The organism is Vibrio sp. (genome assembly GCF_050299255.1).
GTDB lineage: Bacteria > Pseudomonadota > Gammaproteobacteria > Enterobacterales > Vibrionaceae > Vibrio.
The window spans coordinates 64,674-83,110 of sequence record NZ_JBNKVP010000008.1; the positions used below are offsets into that span (position 1 = coordinate 64,674).

The 18,437-nt window shown below is 47.5% G+C and carries 15 protein-coding genes; 7 read left to right on the forward strand and 8 right to left on the reverse strand.

Translation table 11 applies throughout. From position 1 onward, the window contains the following. Positions 1-24 precede the first annotated feature (24 nt). From ACQY6F_RS04520 to ACQY6F_RS04535, 4 genes are all read right to left on the reverse strand, one after another. Positions 25-687 carry a hypothetical protein gene (locus tag ACQY6F_RS04520; RefSeq protein ID WP_428772511.1) on the reverse strand — a complete coding sequence of 221 codons (663 nt, stop codon included), beginning with the start codon at positions 685-687 and terminating at the stop codon, positions 25-27. 131 nt (positions 688-818) lie between these two features. Next, positions 819-2,819 carry a carboxy terminal-processing peptidase gene (gene prc, locus ACQY6F_RS04525; RefSeq protein ID WP_428772513.1) on the reverse strand — a complete coding sequence of 667 codons (2,001 nt, stop codon included), beginning with the start codon at positions 2,817-2,819 and terminating at the stop codon, positions 819-821. A gap of 17 nt (positions 2,820-2,836) precedes the next feature. Then, on the reverse strand, positions 2,837-3,463 hold the full coding sequence (gene proQ / locus ACQY6F_RS04530) for an RNA chaperone ProQ (RefSeq protein WP_428772515.1): 627 nt from the start codon (positions 3,461-3,463) through the stop codon (positions 2,837-2,839). Between the two features lie 98 nt (positions 3,464-3,561). Beyond that, positions 3,562-4,035, reverse strand: coding sequence for a GAF domain-containing protein (locus ACQY6F_RS04535; RefSeq protein WP_428772517.1), 474 nt, complete (start codon positions 4,033-4,035; stop codon positions 3,562-3,564). An 83-nt stretch (positions 4,036-4,118) separates the two neighbouring features. Here ACQY6F_RS04535 and ACQY6F_RS04540 point away from each other — a divergent pair, with 83 nt between their 5' ends. The 4 genes from ACQY6F_RS04540 to rsmF all read left to right on the forward strand — a co-directional run bounded on the left by ACQY6F_RS04540 (position 4,119) and on the right by rsmF (position 11,395). Then, positions 4,119-5,921: an ABC transporter ATP-binding protein gene (locus tag ACQY6F_RS04540; protein ID WP_428772519.1), complete on the forward strand. Its 1,803-nt coding sequence runs from the start codon at positions 4,119-4,121 to the stop codon at positions 5,919-5,921. Between the two features lie 45 nt (positions 5,922-5,966). Next, positions 5,967-7,217, forward strand: coding sequence for a PqiA/YebS family transporter subunit (locus ACQY6F_RS04545; protein ID WP_428772521.1), 1,251 nt, complete (start codon positions 5,967-5,969; stop codon positions 7,215-7,217). Further along, entirely contained in the window at positions 7,210-9,849 is a 2,640-nt protein-coding gene (locus ACQY6F_RS04550) for an MlaD family protein (RefSeq protein ID WP_428772523.1), read from the forward strand. Before ACQY6F_RS04545 ends, ACQY6F_RS04550 begins: the two co-directional genes overlap by 8 nt. A gap of 124 nt (positions 9,850-9,973) precedes the next feature. Next, complete coding sequence (rsmF, locus tag ACQY6F_RS04555) at positions 9,974-11,395, forward strand: 16S rRNA (cytosine(1407)-C(5))-methyltransferase RsmF (RefSeq protein ID WP_428772525.1); 1,422 nt, start codon at positions 9,974-9,976, stop codon at positions 11,393-11,395. Positions 11,396-11,562: 167 nt separating this feature from the next. Here the strand turns inward: rsmF and ACQY6F_RS04560 are convergent, their stop codons facing one another. Then, positions 11,563-12,399 carry a CvfB family protein gene (locus tag ACQY6F_RS04560; RefSeq protein WP_428772527.1) on the reverse strand — a complete coding sequence of 279 codons (837 nt, stop codon included), beginning with the start codon at positions 12,397-12,399 and terminating at the stop codon, positions 11,563-11,565. A gap of 99 nt (positions 12,400-12,498) precedes the next feature. On the opposite strand from ACQY6F_RS04560, the gene ACQY6F_RS04565 reads away from it, so the two are divergent. Continuing rightward, positions 12,499-13,872, forward strand: coding sequence for a hypothetical protein (locus ACQY6F_RS04565; RefSeq protein WP_428772529.1), 1,374 nt, complete (start codon positions 12,499-12,501; stop codon positions 13,870-13,872). Between the two features lie 24 nt (positions 13,873-13,896). Here ACQY6F_RS04565 and ACQY6F_RS04570 read toward each other — a convergent pair whose 3' ends face one another. Together ACQY6F_RS04570 and ACQY6F_RS04575 are read right to left on the reverse strand one after the other, a co-directional pair. Then, a complete protein-coding gene (locus ACQY6F_RS04570) occupies positions 13,897-14,370 on the reverse strand; it encodes a DUF4442 domain-containing protein (protein ID WP_428772530.1) in 474 nt (157 codons plus the stop codon). 168 nt (positions 14,371-14,538) lie between these two features. Then, positions 14,539-15,423, reverse strand: a complete 885-nt coding sequence (locus tag ACQY6F_RS04575) for a putative PEP-binding protein (RefSeq protein ID WP_428772532.1) — start codon at positions 15,421-15,423, stop codon at positions 14,539-14,541. A gap of 208 nt (positions 15,424-15,631) precedes the next feature. Between ACQY6F_RS04575 and ACQY6F_RS04580 the strand changes: the two genes are divergently transcribed. Both ACQY6F_RS04580 and ACQY6F_RS04585 read left to right on the forward strand, forming a co-directional pair. After that, positions 15,632-16,693: a 3-deoxy-7-phosphoheptulonate synthase gene (locus ACQY6F_RS04580; protein WP_428772534.1), complete on the forward strand. Its 1,062-nt coding sequence runs from the start codon at positions 15,632-15,634 to the stop codon at positions 16,691-16,693. Positions 16,694-16,704: 11 nt separating this feature from the next. Continuing rightward, complete coding sequence (locus ACQY6F_RS04585) at positions 16,705-17,190, forward strand: YajQ family cyclic di-GMP-binding protein (protein WP_428772536.1); 486 nt, start codon at positions 16,705-16,707, stop codon at positions 17,188-17,190. An 81-nt stretch (positions 17,191-17,271) separates the two neighbouring features. Here ACQY6F_RS04585 and ACQY6F_RS04590 read toward each other — a convergent pair whose 3' ends face one another. After that, complete coding sequence (locus ACQY6F_RS04590) at positions 17,272-18,210, reverse strand: NAD(P)-dependent oxidoreductase (RefSeq protein WP_428772538.1); 939 nt, start codon at positions 18,208-18,210, stop codon at positions 17,272-17,274. Positions 18,211-18,437 lie beyond the last annotated feature (227 nt).

Here is an 18,437-nt window from a genome sequence, read left to right on the forward strand (position 1 = left end):
CCAATTTTTCCGACGAATTGAGAATTACCGTATTCGATTCATGACCGCATACATGCTGCCTTCTTCCTCTTCAAGAGTCAGTTGATCTCGGTTTAATGTATAACGCGTATCGTGTTCGCCATTCTCATACAGCAGCACCAGATGGTCACCTTCGGTGTAATACACACCGCGATGAATTGCTTCATCCCCGCTGTCATTAGCTACACGAAACAGGAACACAAAGTCTGGCTGCAAGATTAAGTCCATTCTCTCCACTTTGCTGGCGAGCAGACCATCACCAGCCAAATGGGCACTCGACCAGATTCCGGCCAACGCATTAGACAGGGCTTTGGTAAATGTTACACCATTCAGATGAAGCATGTTATGAGTCCCCTGGTACTCATAGATTTGCGGTTGCTCAGTGTTTAATCCCAAAATTAAGCTATCACGAGTGGCCGCATATTCTCCTTCCCAGTGATCGACACTGTAATCTTTTTTCTGAATATCGATTGAGAACCTGTAATTGGAAGCCAAGGTCATTTTGATCGCTCGGAAGTTCTCTTTGGAGTCTTCAGGACTCGGGTTTATCAAATACCAGTCGCCCAACAGCAAAGGCAAGTCAAACTGGGTCAGATCATTGCCATATCCCCTTGCGTGAGCCGCTGTTACGCAACTCAGCGAGAGCAGCAATATCCAAATCCATCGCATAACAAATCTCCACTCGTTTTCTTTAAGCTTAGGCAGGAGAATAGGAATTAGCGAAATAATTTGATCTAGCTCACGTTAACGAAGGCATAAAAAAAGCGAGCTCTCAGGCTCGCTTTAATAATTTCAGACGGTTAGTCTTCGTTAAGCATATCGACCATAATGGCTACCGATTCATTCAAGTAGGCATCGGGCGCTTCATAATCTTTCGGGATATCGTCCAAAGAAGCGTATTTGTCTTTACCCATCAAGGCTTGACGCTGATTGATACGAGAAAGTCTGCGCTCATCATTAAGATCGTTTTCTTCCTCACGGGCTTTCTCACTCAGCGACAACAGGTTGTTGTCCTTCTCGCCGTTGTACCAGTCGATATCTTCCTGAATGAACTTAAACTCCAGATCACCCGCGATACGTTTCAGGTGTTTCTGCTCAAGGTCAGCAATTAAGGATTTGTTACGCCGTAACACGGCATACTTCGCCTTATCTATCTGATCCCAAGGAAGGGCGTTGTCTTCAACACTTTCCCCGGTTTCTGACGGATCTATTGCAGTAGGATAAGCGATATCCGGTGCAACACCTTTATTTTGAGTACTGCCACCATTGATTCGATAGAATTTCTGGATGGTGTACTGTACGTAGCCCAGCTCTTTATCAAACAGGTCATAGATATGATTCAGTGACCTGTGTTGTTGCACTGTGCCTTTACCGAAGGAGTTTTCACCAAGAATGATCGCCCGGCCATAGTCTTGCATGGCAGCGGCAAAAATTTCAGATGCAGATGCACTGTAGCGGTTAATCAGAACCGTCATCGGGCCTTCATAGCTGATCTTGGCATCAGTATCACTGTTAACATTGACCCGGCCGTAACTATCTCGCACCTGAACTACCGGTCCACTTTTGATAAACAGCCCAGACAGCGCCGTGGCTTCTGTCAGCGCACCACCACCGTTGTTACGCAAATCTACGATAATGCCATCGATCTTGTCTTTCTTGAGATCGACAATCAGCTTGTTGGTATCATCAGCCAGGCCGACATAAAAACTTGGCACTTCAATTACACCAATTTTCTTGCCTGACTTTTCAATTACCTTAGATTTGACTGCACGGTCTTCCAACCTGACTTTGTCACGAACGATAGAGACTACGACGGTTTTCGCGTCTTTACCTTCAGGCAAAATCTGCAAGTTAACTTTGGTGCCTTTCGGCCCTTTGATTAGCTGTACCACATCATCCAGACGCCAGCCAATGACATCGACAATATCTTCGCCATCCTGACCAACCCCGACAATGCGGTCGCCCTCACCCAGCTGTTTACTCTTGAAGGCAGGGCCGCCGGTTACCAGAGAGCGAATCACGGTATAGTCATCGGTCATTTGCAGTACAGCACCGATGCCTTCCAACGACAGGTTCATCTCAGACTGGAACTGGTCTGCATTACGAGGCGACAAGTAGCTGGTATGCGGGTCAATAGAACGGGCAAACGCGTTCATAAACAGCTGAAACGCATCTTCGTTGTGTGTCTGACTGATACGCTTGATGGCGTTATTGTACCGCTTACCAAGGATATCTTTGATTTCATCCCACTTCTTGCCGGTCATCTTGAGATTAAGAGCATCGTACTTAACACGCTTGCGCCACAACTCATCTAACTCGGCTTCATCTTTCGGCCAGGCAGCTTTGGTACGATCCAGCTCAATAGACTCATCGACGGTAAAGTCCATTTCCTTATCGAGTAGAGACAGCGCATAGCTAAAACGCTCATACCGCTTACCCATAGAGAAGTTGTAGATGTCGAAAGCTATCTGGTTATTGCCATCTTCCAACTGGTCGTCGACTTTCTTTGACCACTTCTGGAATGAATCTACGTCTGCTTGAGTGAAGACATTACGGTTGTAGTCCAGCATTTCAACATAGCGGTTGAGCACTTGCTGAGAGAACTGGTCGTTGAGCTTGAAGTGTTTATAGTGAGAACGAGTAAAGCGTGAAGTCACCCGTTTGGCGGCCGTTTCATGCTGAACTTCAGGAGTCAGTACAGGAAGGTCCTGTTTTTTGATAGTGGCTTCAAGAGCCTGTGTGGAAAAAGCTGCCAGCCAAAGGCTAGCAGCAATTACCGAAACTTTTGAACGGCATTTCATGCGTAGGAGTATCTCCTTTACGCGCGCAGGTGCTCCGCTTTTACAACCATTTGCAGGCCGTTAGAAAGTTGAACGCGCACGTCTTCCTTGTTGATTTCGACTATGGTCGCAGCCATATTACCTTTGCCCATATTTACGTTCACTTGATTGCCAACGATCATTTCATCTGCATTCAGTTCACGCGTTTCTACAGGTTTTTTAGCCGGCTTAGCCCCTTTATTTGGCGCTGGTCGACGTTGCTGAGTTTTCTTCGCCTTTGGCTTCTCTTTGCCCTCTTCGCGAGCTTTCTGTGCCTGTTCTTTACGGCGAGCCTGAACTTTAGCTTTGCTTTCTGCCAGAGCAGTTTTCGCATGGTCAACATGTTCTTGCTCTAACTCGCCACATGGATTTCCATCCAGGTCTACACGTGTTGCACCCGGCTTCACACCGTGTAAGTAACGCCATGATGAAGTGTATTGACGCAATGCGGCACGAAGCTGAGTTTTACTTACTTTTGGATCGTCACTCAAACGTTCAGCAAGATCTTGAAAAATACCAATTTTCAGAGGCTTTGCTTCACCTTCTAAAGTAAAGCACTTAGGGAAACATTCAGCAATGTATGCAATCACTTCTTTGCTGTTTTTTAACTTTTCGGTGTTTTCCATGGGGGTTCCTGGTTAATGCGGCCTTTCCGCAAACAGTGAGATCAATATTTGAGGTATTATAGTGACCTGCACATGAAAAACCACAGTCTAACGAGAGTTTATTCCCCGTTAGCGTGGGAATTGAGCAGTTTTTCTACTTCTGTCATTAAATATGTCAGTCCCTGTTCATCCACTTCTTCGAATCGGCCAATTTCTGGGCTGTCTATGTCCAGCACGCCCATCAGTTTTCCACCAACAGAAAACGGGATTACCAGTTCAGAATTTGAAGCGGCGTCACAGGCAATATGACCTTCAAACTGGTGCACATCGTAGATACGCTGCACTGTATTAGTTTCTATCGCAGTACCACACACACCCTTACCTAGCGGAATTCTTACACAAGCAGGTTTGCCTTGAAACGGGCCAAGAACCAATTGGTCTTGTTTGAGCAAATAGAATCCCACCCAATTCAAACGGTCCAATTCCATATTCAGTAACGCACTGAGATTTGACAAGTTCGCTATCAGGTCAGGTTCTGACTCCAGTAACGCGATAGCTTGCTTGGTTAAGCGGTGGTAATGTTCTATTTTCATATTAACTTCCATCAGAAAATGAGACACTTCTACAAAATTGAATCGACGTATGTCAAATCAAAATAGGATGTATTCTCAATAGAATGTACAACAACGCAGACACTATTAGCCGTAATTGGCTTATAAAACAAGTAAAAATTCACAAATCCAAACTTGTTTTAGCGAACGTTATCGCCATCTTAGCCACCTTAGTAAGTGTACCTATTCCGCTGCTTATGCCTTTGATGGTTGACGAGGTATTGCTGGATAAACCAGGTCAAGGACTGGCGGCAATGCAGTGGCTGCTACCACAAAACTTACATACCCCGATCGGTTATATCGGCCTGACGCTGTTGATAGTCATCATCATGCGGATAACCAGCCAGGCACTGAGTATCTGGCAAAGCCGACAGTTTACTCTGGTATCTAAAACCATTACCTACCAATTGCGCAGCAAAATGATCGACAAGCTTGGTCGAATCAGCATGCGTCAATACGAAACCAAGGGCAGCGGCGGCATCAATGCTCATTTGATCACCGACGTCGAAACTATCGACCAGTTTATTGGTACAACCTTAAGTAAATTCCTGATCAGTCTGCTGACAGTGATAGGTACAGCCGCCATCCTGCTCTGGCTGGAATGGCGGCTCGGCTTATTTATCCTGCTGGTCAATCCGGTGGTGATCTATTTTTCTCGCAAGTTAGGCAGTAAAGTTAAGCACCTGAAAAAAAGAGAAAACCAGGCGTTTGAAAAATTCCAGAATCGGCTGGTAGAAACCTTAGACGGTATTTACCAACTGAGAGCGTCTAATAAAGAAAGACTGTTCCTGCAAAAATTGAAACAACAAGCGGATCAGGTACGTGTCGATGCCGACAAATATGCCTGGCAATCAGAGGCCGCAGGCAGAGTCTCTTTCCTGTTGTTTTTACTTGGCTTTGAGCTGTTCCGGGCAGTCGCGATGCTCATGGTGCTGTTTAGCGACCTGACTATAGGCCAGATATTTGCGGTGTTTGGCTACTTGTGGTTTATGCTCGGGCCAGTGCAAGAACTGCTTGGTATCCAGTTTTCCTGGTACAGCGCCAAAGCGGCGGTCAACCGAATCAACGATCTGTTGGCACTGGAAGAAGAAGAGCGCCCCAGCAGTCAAATCAATCCGTTTTTGCAAGATGGCGAAGTTGCCGTCTCAGTGTCTAACGTCAACTTTTCATACAACGAAGAACAACGAGTACTGAATAACCTCTCGCTGGAAATACCTGCCGGTAAGAAAGTGGCTCTGGTGGGCGCCAGTGGTGGCGGTAAATCGACCCTGATTCAGTTGCTCATCGGTGTTTATCATCAGCAATCGGGGCAAATCGCGTTCAATGGTGTACCGACGGACAAGATCAGCTTCGATGTGATTCGGGATCACATTGCTGTAGTGCTGCAACAGCCGGTGTTATTCAATGACACCCTGCGACATAACCTGACACTGGGTTCAGATTATGACGAACTGCTATTGTGGCGAACGTTGGAAATCGCCCAGTTACAAGACGTAATTGCCCAGTTGAAAGATGGTTTGGATACCCAGATAGGCCGCGGAGGTATACGGCTCTCCGGCGGACAGCGGCAGCGACTGGCTATCGCCCGGATGATATTGAGCGATCCAAAGTTTGTCATCTTGGATGAAGCCACCTCAGCGTTGGACACCGCGACTGAGGCTGCGCTGCACAAAGCGTTGTCTGAGTTTCTGAAAGGACGAACAACGCTGATCGTCGCCCATCGTCTGTCGGCGGTCAAACAGGCTGACCTTATTTATGTTCTTGAAGATGGACAGGTGACTCAGACGGGTACCCACTTTGAACTGGTTGAACAACAAGGCTTGTATCAAACTCTATATGGTGCGGTACAATCCCATCAACATGCGTGACAATGTCACATGCGTTAACGGAATAGTAGAATAAGACAGCCAACGATGACTTCGAACACTCGCCATGAAAAACAGGTTTCACGAGTTCGCCTCTGCCAGGGATGCGAGTTGCCTGTTGATGTCGTCGATATTAAACGTGGCACCAGTGCTTACTGTCCACGCTGTGGTACCCAGCTGTACCGTGGTGGATCGCCGTCGCTATCTGGAAACCTGGCAATTGCCCTCACCTGTATGCTGCTGTTTTTGCCAGCACACTTGTTTGATTTCATCAGTATACGGTTGTTCGGGGTAATGATTCCCGCCACACTGCCAGCGGGTGTATTCACTCTGTTTGATGAAGGCTTCGTTTTCTTATCTTTGTTGATTCTGTTTTGCAGTTCCATTGCCCCTTTGGCGGTATGCAGCTCAGTGGTGTTGGCGCACATTGCGCTTAAAATTCGTTCCTTTGCACTCCTTCGCCTGACAATGAACACGGTCAGCCACCTGCGAGCCTGGGTGATGATCGATGTGTTTCTGGTCAGCATTGCGGTCTCCTGTTTTAAGCTGCAGGATTACTCCGATATTTTCATCGGTCCGGCGTTATATAGCCTGGTGTTACTGCAAATATTTACCGTATTGCTGTTAAGTCGGGTTAGTATCCGGCGTTACTGGGATGCCTGGCAACCTGAAGAAGAGTACAATTTCAAGCACAAAAGTATCCATTGCGAAGAATGCCATTTGTCGCAAGACGAAAACAGTCACTGCGCTCGTTGCCACAACGCTATTTTTCACCGCAAACCTAACTCGTTACAGAAAACCTGGGCGTACCTGATTGCGGCCAGCATCATTATCTGGCCAGCGAACCTGATCCCGATATCGATTTTGATTACCAATGGTCAGCGACTGGAAGACACCATCTTTTCCGGCGTGGCCTCGCTAATCAATAATGGCATGCCTGGTATCGCCGCAATCATCTTTATCGCCAGTATTGTGGTGCCGGTCGCCAAGATACTGGGGCTGGTGTATCTGCTAGTCTCAATTCATTGGCGCCACGCCCTAAATCCGCGCCATCGGATGATTATCTACTTTGTAGTCAAGTGGATAGGAAAATGGTCGATCATGGATTTGTTTGTTATTTCCATTATGATTACATTAGTTGACCGTGGTCAGATACTGGATTTTACACCGGGTTACGGAGCTGTTGCTTTTGGCATGGTGGTGATACTCACCATGATGGCCACCGAGAGCCTGGACCCCCGGCTTATCTGGGATACTGACCCTTATACCAAACCGAACACGAGCTTAATGAATGAATAAACCCAGTTCTTCCCAATCGTCATATACACCAGAAGTTCGGCGTAACCGAGGGATATCGCCTTTATGGTTGCTGCCTATCCTAACGATGGCGCTCGCGGGTTGGTTACTGGTTAAAGCAATCAATGAAGCAGGACAACGTATCCAAATCTATTTTTCCGATGCACAGGGGTTAGTCGCGGGACGGACGACCATTCGCTACCAGGGCCTGGAAGTCGGGATGGTCCGAGATATCAAGCTGGCAGAAGGATTAGACAGCATCTACGTCGATGCCGATATTTACCCGGAAGCCACCAAGCTGCTTGGTGACGATACCCGCTTTTGGCTGGTTAAGCCGTCCGCCAGTTTATCCGGCATTTCAGGCCTGGATGCCCTGGTTTCAGGAAACTACATCGCCATCTATCCTGCCTCGGCGGTAACTGAAAACATTCCGACTACCTTTACTGCCATTGATACCGCTCCGGTTGATCTGCTCGCCAATCAAGGCCTGAACATTACTCTGCGCGCTCGGGACCTGGGCGGAATTTCAGTAGGCTCGCAAATTGTCTATCGCAAAATTCCCATCGGTGAAGTGTACAGTTACGAGCTGGATCCCGATGCCAAGTATGTCCTGATCCATGCTTATATCAAAGACGAATTTCATGAAATCATTAATGACCGTAGCCGGTTCTGGAACGTCAGCGGCATAGGGGCGCAAATCGGCTTTCAGGGTGTAGACGTCCGGCTGGAAAGCCTCAGTGCTTTAATCGGCGGCTCTATCGCCGTTGACTCTCCTGAAGGCGGCGAACCGATAGCTGAAAACACCCTTTTCCGGCTTTATCCGGATTTGAAGACCGCTGGTCGCGGGATCCCGGTTAAGATTTCCCTGCCTGACAACAGTAATATCAGTGCCTCCGGCGCGCCAATTATCTACCGCGGGATTGAAGTTGGTCAGATAACCGACCTGAATTTGAGCGAGGACCATAGTGAAATTATCGCTTCCGCGGCTATCCAGCCTTCGTTTGGTGAAATGCTCACCACCGGAAGCCAGTTTGTACTGGAAGAGGCTCAGCTTTCCCTCACCGGGGTGGAAAACCTGAAAAACCTGGTTCAGGGTAATTTCCTGTCTCTAGTGCCGGGCGAAGGTGACCGGGCCAGACAGTTTACCGCGATTCGCAAGAACGATTTCAACCGACGCGATAATCGTTCGGTGCCCCTGAAATTGGTCGCCAGTGATTCTTTCGGCCTCGATGAGGGGTCATTGATTCTGTATCGTGGCATCAAAGTCGGGTCTGTTACTGAAGTCCGGCTCGATCAGGAACAAGTCATATTCGATGTGCTGGTCAACCAGCAATATGCGCATCTGATCAAATCCGCTAACCGTTTTTATGTTACCGGCACTACCAATGTTGAGTTAACTGAAGATGGCCTGAATGTTTCGATCCCACCTGCCAAACAGCTTTTGACCGGTTCAATCAGCTTTGTCAGTAAGGGACGGGATAAACCACAACCGCAATATCAGCTGTATGCCAGCAAAAACCTGGCCGAACTGGCTCAGCACAATTTGTCTGGTGCCAAAACGCTCACTCTGTACGCAACCCAGTTACCCCCTGTTTCCAAGGGTAGCCCGCTACTGTATCGCAACCTGGCAGTGGGTAGCGTTGCGGATTTTCGCCTGGTGGACGGCGGAGTATTAATAGATGTACGGGTGGATAATCAGTACAAATATCTGGTCACCGACCAAACGGTGTTCTGGAATTATTCAGGCATAGAGGTCAATGCTGGCCTTCAGGGGGTAAAAGTCACGGCTGCACCTCTTAAAAGTATGCTTCAGGGTGGGATCGCCTTTGACTCTCTGCCCGGCGTCGACAACAAATTAAAAGATAAATGGAAACTGTTTGAAAACTTCGACCAGGCAAGAAAGTTTGGTCGCGTGGTCACTCTGATTGCCGACGGAGAGTCGACAGTTTCCATGGGTACCGAAATCAAGTACAACGGCATTACTGTCGGTGAAGTGACCCTGCAGGTTCCGCATTTTGAGCGTAATCAGATCGAGATCAAAGCCCACCTACTTCCCGAATACGCGGACAAAATTTCCCGTCAGGGCAGCTATTTCTGGGTTGAACAGGCTCGTATCGGATTAAATGGTATAGAAAACCTCGACAACCTGATTACAAAAACGATTCAAGTAATACCTGGTTCTGGTAAAACTTCCGAAAAATTTAAGCTCCGCTTTAAGCCCCAGGATCGGCCCGGGATTGAATTTACTCTGCAGAGCGCGACACGCGGCTCCGTATCCGCCGGCACTCCGATCCTGTTCCGTGAAATGGAAGTTGGCTATGTCACTAACGTGACGCTGGGCGAATTTGCCGACCGAATCATTTCTACCATACGCATCTACCCGCAATATGCTTATCTGGTCAGACAAAGCAGCGTTTTCTGGAATACCTCTGGCGTCGACGTAACCGTTGGCATAACAGGAGCCAGCGTGAATGCGGGAACGCTAGATAGCATAGTGCGTGGTGGTATTACCTTTGCCACCCCACCTGACAGCACCTTAGCGCCACAGGCCAAACAAGGTCAGACTTTCCTGCTCTACCCGCGTGCAGACGAAACCTGGAAAGGCTGGCGTACGCCGATCCCTGCCCCCAGATAAGTTTTCTGACCAAAAACAGAGCAGCGCGGCCATCTGGCCGCGTTTTTTTATTCTGCTCAGATAACACCTGTGTGTGTAATTGGGTATAATCTCGGCCCAAACTAGCCAGCTCAAAGGTTTGCCTGTGCATCCGAAAGTATATCTGCCAGAAGAATTCCTCCACTATATTGAATCCATTCTGCCCGCTTCATTGAACATGACTGACTTTGTCGCCGCGTGCCAGAGGCCGCTGCGCAAAAGTATCCGGGTCAATACACTGAAAATTTCGGTTGAACAGTTCAAACAGAGAGCAGAGCAAAAAGAGTGGCAACTGACACCTGTGCCCTGGTGTGAGAATGGCTTTTGGATAACGGCTGACGAAAGTGAAGTGCCGCTCGGTAATACTGCTGAACATATGGCAGGGCTGTTTTACATCCAGGAGGCGAGCTCCATGTTGCCGGTCAGTGCTCTGTTTGATCAGCCGGAGCATTACAACAGTGTACTGGATGTCGCGGCCGCCCCTGGCTCTAAAACCACCCAAATCGCGGCCTTAATGGATAACCAGGGCATACTGGTGGCCAACGAATTCTCCGCCAGCAGGGTTAAAGTGTTGCACGCCAATATCGAGCGCTGTGGCGTGCGCAATTGCGCACTGAGTAACTTTGACGGCCGGGTTTTTGGTGGCTGGTTACCGGAACATTTTGATGCGGTACTGCTTGATGCCCCCTGCTCCGGAGAAGGCACCGTACGCAAAGATGAAGACGCAATGAAAAACTGGAGCCGGGAATCGGTGTTCAGTATCGCCGACACCCAGAAGGAGCTGATTGAAAGCGCTTTTCACGCATTAAAGCCAGGCGGCTTGCTAGTTTATTCCACCTGTACATTAAGTCTGGAAGAAAACCAGCAGGTCTGTCATCACCTGCAACAGACGTTTGGCGAACTGGTTGAGTTCGACAGCCTGGCTGAGCTTTTTCCAGGTGCCGACAAAGCATTAACCGCAGAAGGGTTTCTGCACGTATTCCCGCAAACTTTCGACAGTGAAGGCTTCTTCGTTGCCCGGATTCGAAAAACCGGCGCAACACAAGCACCTGAAGTGAAAAAGCGCTTGGGTAAATTTCCGTTCCAGAAAGCCAGTAATAAAATTCACGCAGACATTACCCAGCAACTGCATTCCAGCCTTGGAGTAACCTTGCCTGATAACAGTCAGATCTGGTTGCGTGATAAAGACGTGTGGCTGTTCCCCACAGCACTGGAACCGATGCTGGGTGAGCTGCGCTTTTCGCGAATGGGCATTAAAATCGCCGAATGTCATAAAAATGGTTATCGCTGGCAACATCAGGTGGCAACAGCCTTAGCAACCGGAGCTGAAGCCCAGAGTGTTGAGTTAACTGTGGCGGATGCCCGTGAATGGTTTATGGGCAGAGATGTTCGTCCTGGAGGCGAATCAGGCAAAGGTGAAGTCCTGATCAAACTTAACGGTGACGTAATTGGCTTGGGCAAATGGGTTGGCAACCGTATCAAAAACGGCCTGCCAAGAGAGCTGGTCAGAGATAAAAATTTGTTTTAAACCACTTCCTTGGCACTAAATACTGCCAAAAAACGGCAAATTTTATTATCTGTACTACAATAAAAACGTGAGTGGATGTGTGTTACAACTTCATCTGCTTTGGCTCTCCAGAGCCCTCCCCCAATGGCCCAAAACTGGTTAACAGTTTAGGGCCTTCTTTTTATCTATTAGCTATTTAGGTAAATTCCGTCACTTTCTATACGAATTTTTCCCTGCTTATACAAACCGCCAATTGTTTTCTTAAATGTACCTTTACTAGTGCGAAATGCTGAGAATATAGCTTCTGGAGAAGACTTGTCATTAAGAGGCAGAAATCCACCTTTTTTCTCCAGCATTTCGAGGATCTTACTACTCAGGTCATCCATTTTGGCGGTACCAATTTTCTGCAATGACAAATCTATCTTGCCATCTTCACGGATATTCTTGATATATCCTTTCAGTTTTTTGCCAATAAACAATTTGCCAAATACGTCCGACGGGAAAATCATGCCCCAGTGAGCACCATTGATGATGGCTTTGTAACCCAACTCACTGCGCTCAGCAATAAGCAGATCTACCTGCTGGTTTGTCGTGTAATTGGCCGGAGTTTTATCGAGCAATTTGTTGAACTTGGTGGTACCGACTATCCTGCCTGACGCTTTATCGGTATAGACATACACCAGTACATTCTGGCCTTCTCTCAGGCGTCCGCGCTGCTCGCTAAACGGCACCAGCAGATCTTTGCCTTTGATTCCCCAGTCAACAAATGCGCCGGTACTGTTGGCTCCCACCACTTTCATCAATCCCCATTCACCCACTTGAGCGATCGGTTGTTCGGTGGTTGCCGCCAGTTGGTTATCTGAATCGAAGTACAACAACACATCGATTTTTTGGCCGACTTCGCACCCTTCCGGCACAAATTTATTCACCAGTAATGTGGTGCCATAGTCATCTGCATCAAGAAACACGCCGAAGTCTGTACGCTGTACCACTTCTAAACGGTTAATCTGACCCACTTTTATCATTTCATCTGTCTCTTGGTAATTTTGCGGTGATTATACCTAATCTCTGGTATCCTTTCGCTACTCTGTTTAGGAAATTTAACTGATCGACGGGAGTATTCATTGGTCACGGTTGAGAAGCAGGACAGCATTACCCTCAAAATATCCCACACGATGGCTTCCAGTAAGAAGTCTAAATTGGACTGCTATCTTTTTATTCCAGGCGAACTGGGACTCGGGCCAGAAGTGCTTAGCGAGGGCGAACTCTATTACAACGCCATCAGTCAAAAGCGAGCATACTACAGTAACGAAACCCTGCTACCGCTGGTACATAGCCGATTAGCAAAACGGGGCCATCTCTCGTCTACGCAATACCGGGTCAGCCTTAGTCTGTTCGCCTACCAGTATGTAATTGCGCTGGACAAATCCATTCGCCAGTTAAATAAAACCGATAAAGAATCGGTTTCGGCTGACGAAGTCGATGAAGTGATTGAACTGGCTATTGATATCCTCAAGCGCCTGCGGCGAAGTATTCCTTATGAAGAGAATCTCAAACGCTACTACGCCAATATCGATAACTATCTGTCCTGGTACACTGAACAGGGATTTCTGTCGCTCGTTTCTAACTTGCCCAGAGACAAAGACAGCGATTATAAAACCATAAAAGAACGGCTAATCACCCTGGCGGAGAAAGAGCAGGCGCACCGAAAGCTTAACCACTACAACTCAAGCAAAGTTCGTGACGACGTAACGCGGCTTAGTAATAAGATGCGACTGCTCCGACGGCTTATCGAACACCCGGTAATACTTAAAGAAAAAACTACGTCACTGGGCAAAAACATGAACCGGGCAGCCAAGGGGCTCGCCACCGGATTTGTGATGGTATTTGTTACCATAGCGGCGATCAGTGCGCGTGATTATTGGGGCCGTATTACCCTCTCCTTCGTAATCCTGATGTCGATGGTTTACGCACTGCGGGAAATCTTCAAAGATGATTTGCGTGATGTCCTATGGCGCTGGATTCGTAAAGGCAGACCAAAATGGCGTAAACATTTCTACGATCCCACCACCAATAAAGCGGTCGGCCAAAAAACCGAGTGGTTGGATTACACCCAGTTAAGCAAGCTACCAGACCGAATTCGATTGATTCGTAAAAAACGGGTTGTTCAACGGGAAGAACAGATCCTTCACTACCGCTCTTCTACCGAAATGACAACATCTCGTTTTATGAGTGGTTACGATGAAACCCGGGAATCAGTGATGATCAGCATGGGGTTCCTCACCCGATTGATGGACAAAGGTTCTAACAAGGTGTACCTGGTGAATAATGGCCAGGTGAGCAAAGAGTCGGTAGAAAAGCGGCACTTGGTCAATTTGATCGTGAAAGAAGAAAATGTTGACCTGGGTGTCCGCTATTACCGCTGGAAAATCGTGCTCAACCGAAGCAAAATCGTCGCGATAGAGAAAATTGATCTGGGCGATGAGCTGTCGAGCTAGTGACCACCTGTCCGGTATACTGAGTTATAACATTTTTAGTGACAGAGTCAGCTCAAACGTGGCCATAGGTTCATCACCGTGCAGTGACGGACAAGTGGCCACAATAGTCACAGGTTCATTAATCCGCTTGCCGCTGGTTGCTGACTCTTGCAGCATTCGCTCAATTTTCTCACCATCGTGACAGGTAAAGTGCACATCCGCTTCCGGACGTTTTAAGAATTCCGCGCTGACAGCTTTAAATGCCAATGAGACTTTTCTGCCCTGCTGGGTCGATTTGCTGATCGCAAGAAATCCCCCGGCCACTTCGGCCCCAATCATCATGGCACCGAAGTACATGCTGTTTAAATGATTACGGGTACGTCGTTTGAACGGTAATTTTACTTCAACGGTGGTGTCGTCAAACCTAAGTATCTTAGGGCGACACAACCAGATGAGGGGAACTTTAAAGAAGCCAAACTGGGTCAAGTAGAGGTTTGCTTTAGAAATTGGAGAAAACATTAGCTGGCCTGATATGATTACACATCAGACCAGTTGAGCCTGAGCGGCAATATTTGTCAACACTTCATTAACATAATCGGGATGCGAATCAATTCACACTGCCATTCACTCCCGGAATTACAGGCGTAACAGTGAGTCATTCAAATGCCGACGCTCTTGCTGATCTCATCAAGCTTGCTTTTCGACCAGCTCAAGTTGCGGCTGCTCTGCGAGAAAGCTACTCAGTTTCGGCGCATCCGCGAGCTTAGTCGCGACCACCAGTGCCGGCTTGTGAGTATCTGCAATCGCTTTAACCACCAGCTCAATTAACTCAATAACAGCATCGTTTTCCGGGTCATACAGATAGCTGAGGGCCGGGTTATTGCGATCGACCGCCAGGGTAAATTGTGCCAGGTTCTCGACATCAATAACGACACCATCAAAATAGTGCAGCAACCGATCTGCCAACACGGCCGCCGATGGCACATCGACAGCAAAATGTACTTTCAGTCCGTTTAAACCTCGTGGTAACCCCTGCTCTGCCAGCAAGTCAATGATCTTCGCTGCATCGGATAAGGTCCGCACGAAAGGCACCACAATTTCAACCGGAATACCTTGAGTGCGAAGCTGTTTAATCACCTCGCATTCCAGGGCAAATACTGGTGCAAAAATCGCGGAAGCAAAGCGGGATACACCACGTAAGCCCATTGCGGGATTGGTCTCTTTAGTCTCGACCGCACCACCTGGCAACGAGGCCAGTTGGTCGCTACAGGCACTATTAAGGCTGATTCTGACGGTGCGATAGTCAGTTTTATATGCTGCTGAAATCGAGGCAACCAGACGATCAACAAAGTTGTTGTCCTGATCATCACCTAACAGAGCCTCAATAGCAGAAGTGACGCTGTCAGGTAACTGGCTCAATACTTGTTCATAAGCCGGATGAAAACCCAACTGTTCAAACAGCATATCCGCTAACGAAACATACAAGTGACAAGCTTCAGGGGTCTCTGGCCCCGGTAAGGCCTGACCGATGACCAAGCCAGCCGGCATATTTACTTTATTTCCTAAGCTCATTACTACTCCATTTACTAAATTAATTGCGCTTTTCTGAACATACCGAGACAGTATAGTGAATACAAGCGCAAACAGTGCGTTAACGCGATAATTTCCTAGACTACGTCTACAGTGGAAAGTAATACGTCCCGAAACGCTTTAAGTAGTTTATTCCGAAGGCTAATTCGTTTATCTTTACCGCTTCGCCACAAGAAATACAGGCTTAGTTATGCCACTGAAAACCGACGAACTCAGAACCCAGCCGCTTGGCCCAATGCCAACACCATCAGAACTGGGTCAAGCTCATCCGATTACCGATGATGTCGCTAGCCGCATCGCGGAATCACGTCGTCAAATAGAGCAGATTCTTACCGGAGAAGATGACCGACTGTTGGTTATCGTAGGCCCTTGCTCTGTGCACGATACCGATGCTGCCATCGATTACGCACAGCGGCTTGCTTCAGTACAAAAGCAGTATGACAAACAGCTGTTTATTGTCATGCGCACTTACTTTGAAAAACCTCGCACAGTAGTGGGCTGGAAAGGCCTCATCACCGATCCAAACCTGGACGGTTCCTATGCTTTGGAAGCAGGCTTACATAAAGCTCGTAAATTATTGCTGGATATCAATAAGCTTGGTCTGGCCACCGCCACCGAGTTTCTTGACATGATCACTGGCCAATACATCGCGGACTTGATTACCTGGGGCGCAATTGGCGCACGTACAACAGAGTCGCAGATTCATCGTGAAATGGCGTCAGCACTCTCTTGTCCGGTAGGCTTTAAAAACGGTACCAACGGTAATATTAAGATTGCCATTGACGCAATTCGTGCTGCTAAAGCTTCCCACTACTTCTATTCGCCGGATAAAAACGGCCGTATGACCGTTTATCGCACCAGTGGCAACCCTTATGGGCACGTTATTTTACGTGGTGGCGAAAACGGACCAAACTATGATGCTAAGTCAGTGGAAGCGGCCTGCAAGCAATTAGCCAAGTTTAATCTGCCAGAACGGCTGATCGTCGACTTCAGCCATGCTAACTGTCAGAAACAGCACCGCAAACAAATAGATGTTGCTCGTGATATCTGCGAACAGATCCGTTCCGGCAGCGATCACATTGCCGGCATCATGGCCGAAAGTTTTATAATTGAAGGCAACCAGCCAATGAATGACCTGGACAACCTGACCTATGGCCAGTCGATTACTGACCCTTGTCTGAGTTGGGAAGATACTGCCGACATGCTCGCCATGCTTGCAGAAGCCGTTAAACAACGTCATTCAGCGAAATAAAGGAAATTGTCATGCCATCATTTGATATCGTATCAGAAATCGATACCGTTGAACTGCGTAATGCGGTGGAAAACTCATCCCGTGAACTCGATACCCGTTTTGATTTTCGCAACGTTCAGGCCAGCTTTGAGCTACAAAAAGATGAAATCGTTAAATTGAGCTCTGAAGGTGACTTCCAGCTCAAGCAGCTACGCGACATCCTGCGCGGCAACCTCACCAAGCGTGGTGTGGACGTTAATGCGATGGAAGCTCAAACCCCGGAACACACCGGAAAGTTCTGGCACCAGAATGTGATTTTCAAACAAGGTATCGATACCCCTATGGCGAAAAAGATTGTTAAAACAATCAAAGATGCCAAGTTGAAAGTTCAGGCCTCTATTCAGGGTGAAAAAGTTCGCGTTACCGGTAAAAAACGTGACGACCTGCAAGCAGTAATTGCATTGATTCGTGAAGCTGAACTCGGTCAACCGTTTCAGTATGAAAATTTCCGCGACTAATCGCTTTAGCTGTTAGACGCTGATTAAACAGAAACCCGCCGTTTTGGCGGGTTTTTCGTAAAATAAAACCTGACGTTGCGGTCAGCCTTGACGCGCGGGTAAGTAAACCGGCAGATTGCCAATCAACAACTGATAACTGCTACGCTCTTTAGGCACAAAGACACAAATCGATTTCTTGTCTGCTTTTGCTTTGGTGAGTACATCCGCCAGTTGTTCTGCACTTTTATACGGCTGACGTTCCGCATCTCGTCGGCAGAGGTCAATAAACTCAAACGGTGTCGAACTATGATGAAGCACCAGCTCTGCCTGCTGCATTTGTTGCAACGCTTTTAGTGACAGCATCTCTACATCCTCACCAAACTCTATCCAGCAGCAACTGCCCTGTTCCTCAAAACCCTCACTTAAACTATTTCGATAAGTTGATTCCAACTGCTTTCTGTCAGTAGCACTGTTCACTTCAGGTGAAGAAAAAAATCTTTGCCAAAATTTGCGCCGTAAATCAACGCTTGGAAGGGTCTCTTTTATCGAGTTTCGTTTGGAGGCGGAGAATTCGGCGATCAAAGCCAGATTCTGTGGCAATACCGATTCTATCTTTTCACGGAGTTTACGTACCAACACCGGAGAGCCGCCACCACTAGAGATCGCAATTTGTATCCGGCCACGGTTTACCATCGAAGGCGTAATAAAGTCACAATATGGCAAATCGTCGACAACATTGACCATAATGCCGCGTTTTTTGGCGTCAGCATGAACTCTATGATTAAGCTCCGGATTGTCTGTGGTCGCCCACACCTGGACGAAATGACTCTCTATCAGTTCGGAGGAATAGAAGTTCTGTACCCACTGACATTTCTGTTCCCGGACTTGTTGCTTGAGGTACTTTTCGATCTTAGGTGAAACCACAGTCACATTTGCTCCCGCACGAATCAGCGCCTCAACTTTGCGGCAGGCTACCTCGCCACCGCCAACAACCAGAACCGGTTTGTTATGTAAATCAAAAAACAGTGGAAAATACTGCATGTCATTCCTTGAATAAGTGTTCCGATATCAGTCGATACTAGCAAAAATGGTGCACTTTCAGCACCCCAAATTTCTATAACCAACAATTTACGACCAAATTTTATAAAGATGTTAGATTTTTATTCAGATAATACTCAATAAATACAAGATCAAATCCTACAAAAAGCACTTTTTATATTGAATACATCCCGTTGCACGCATAATGTGCTCCGCTGCACTATTTACAT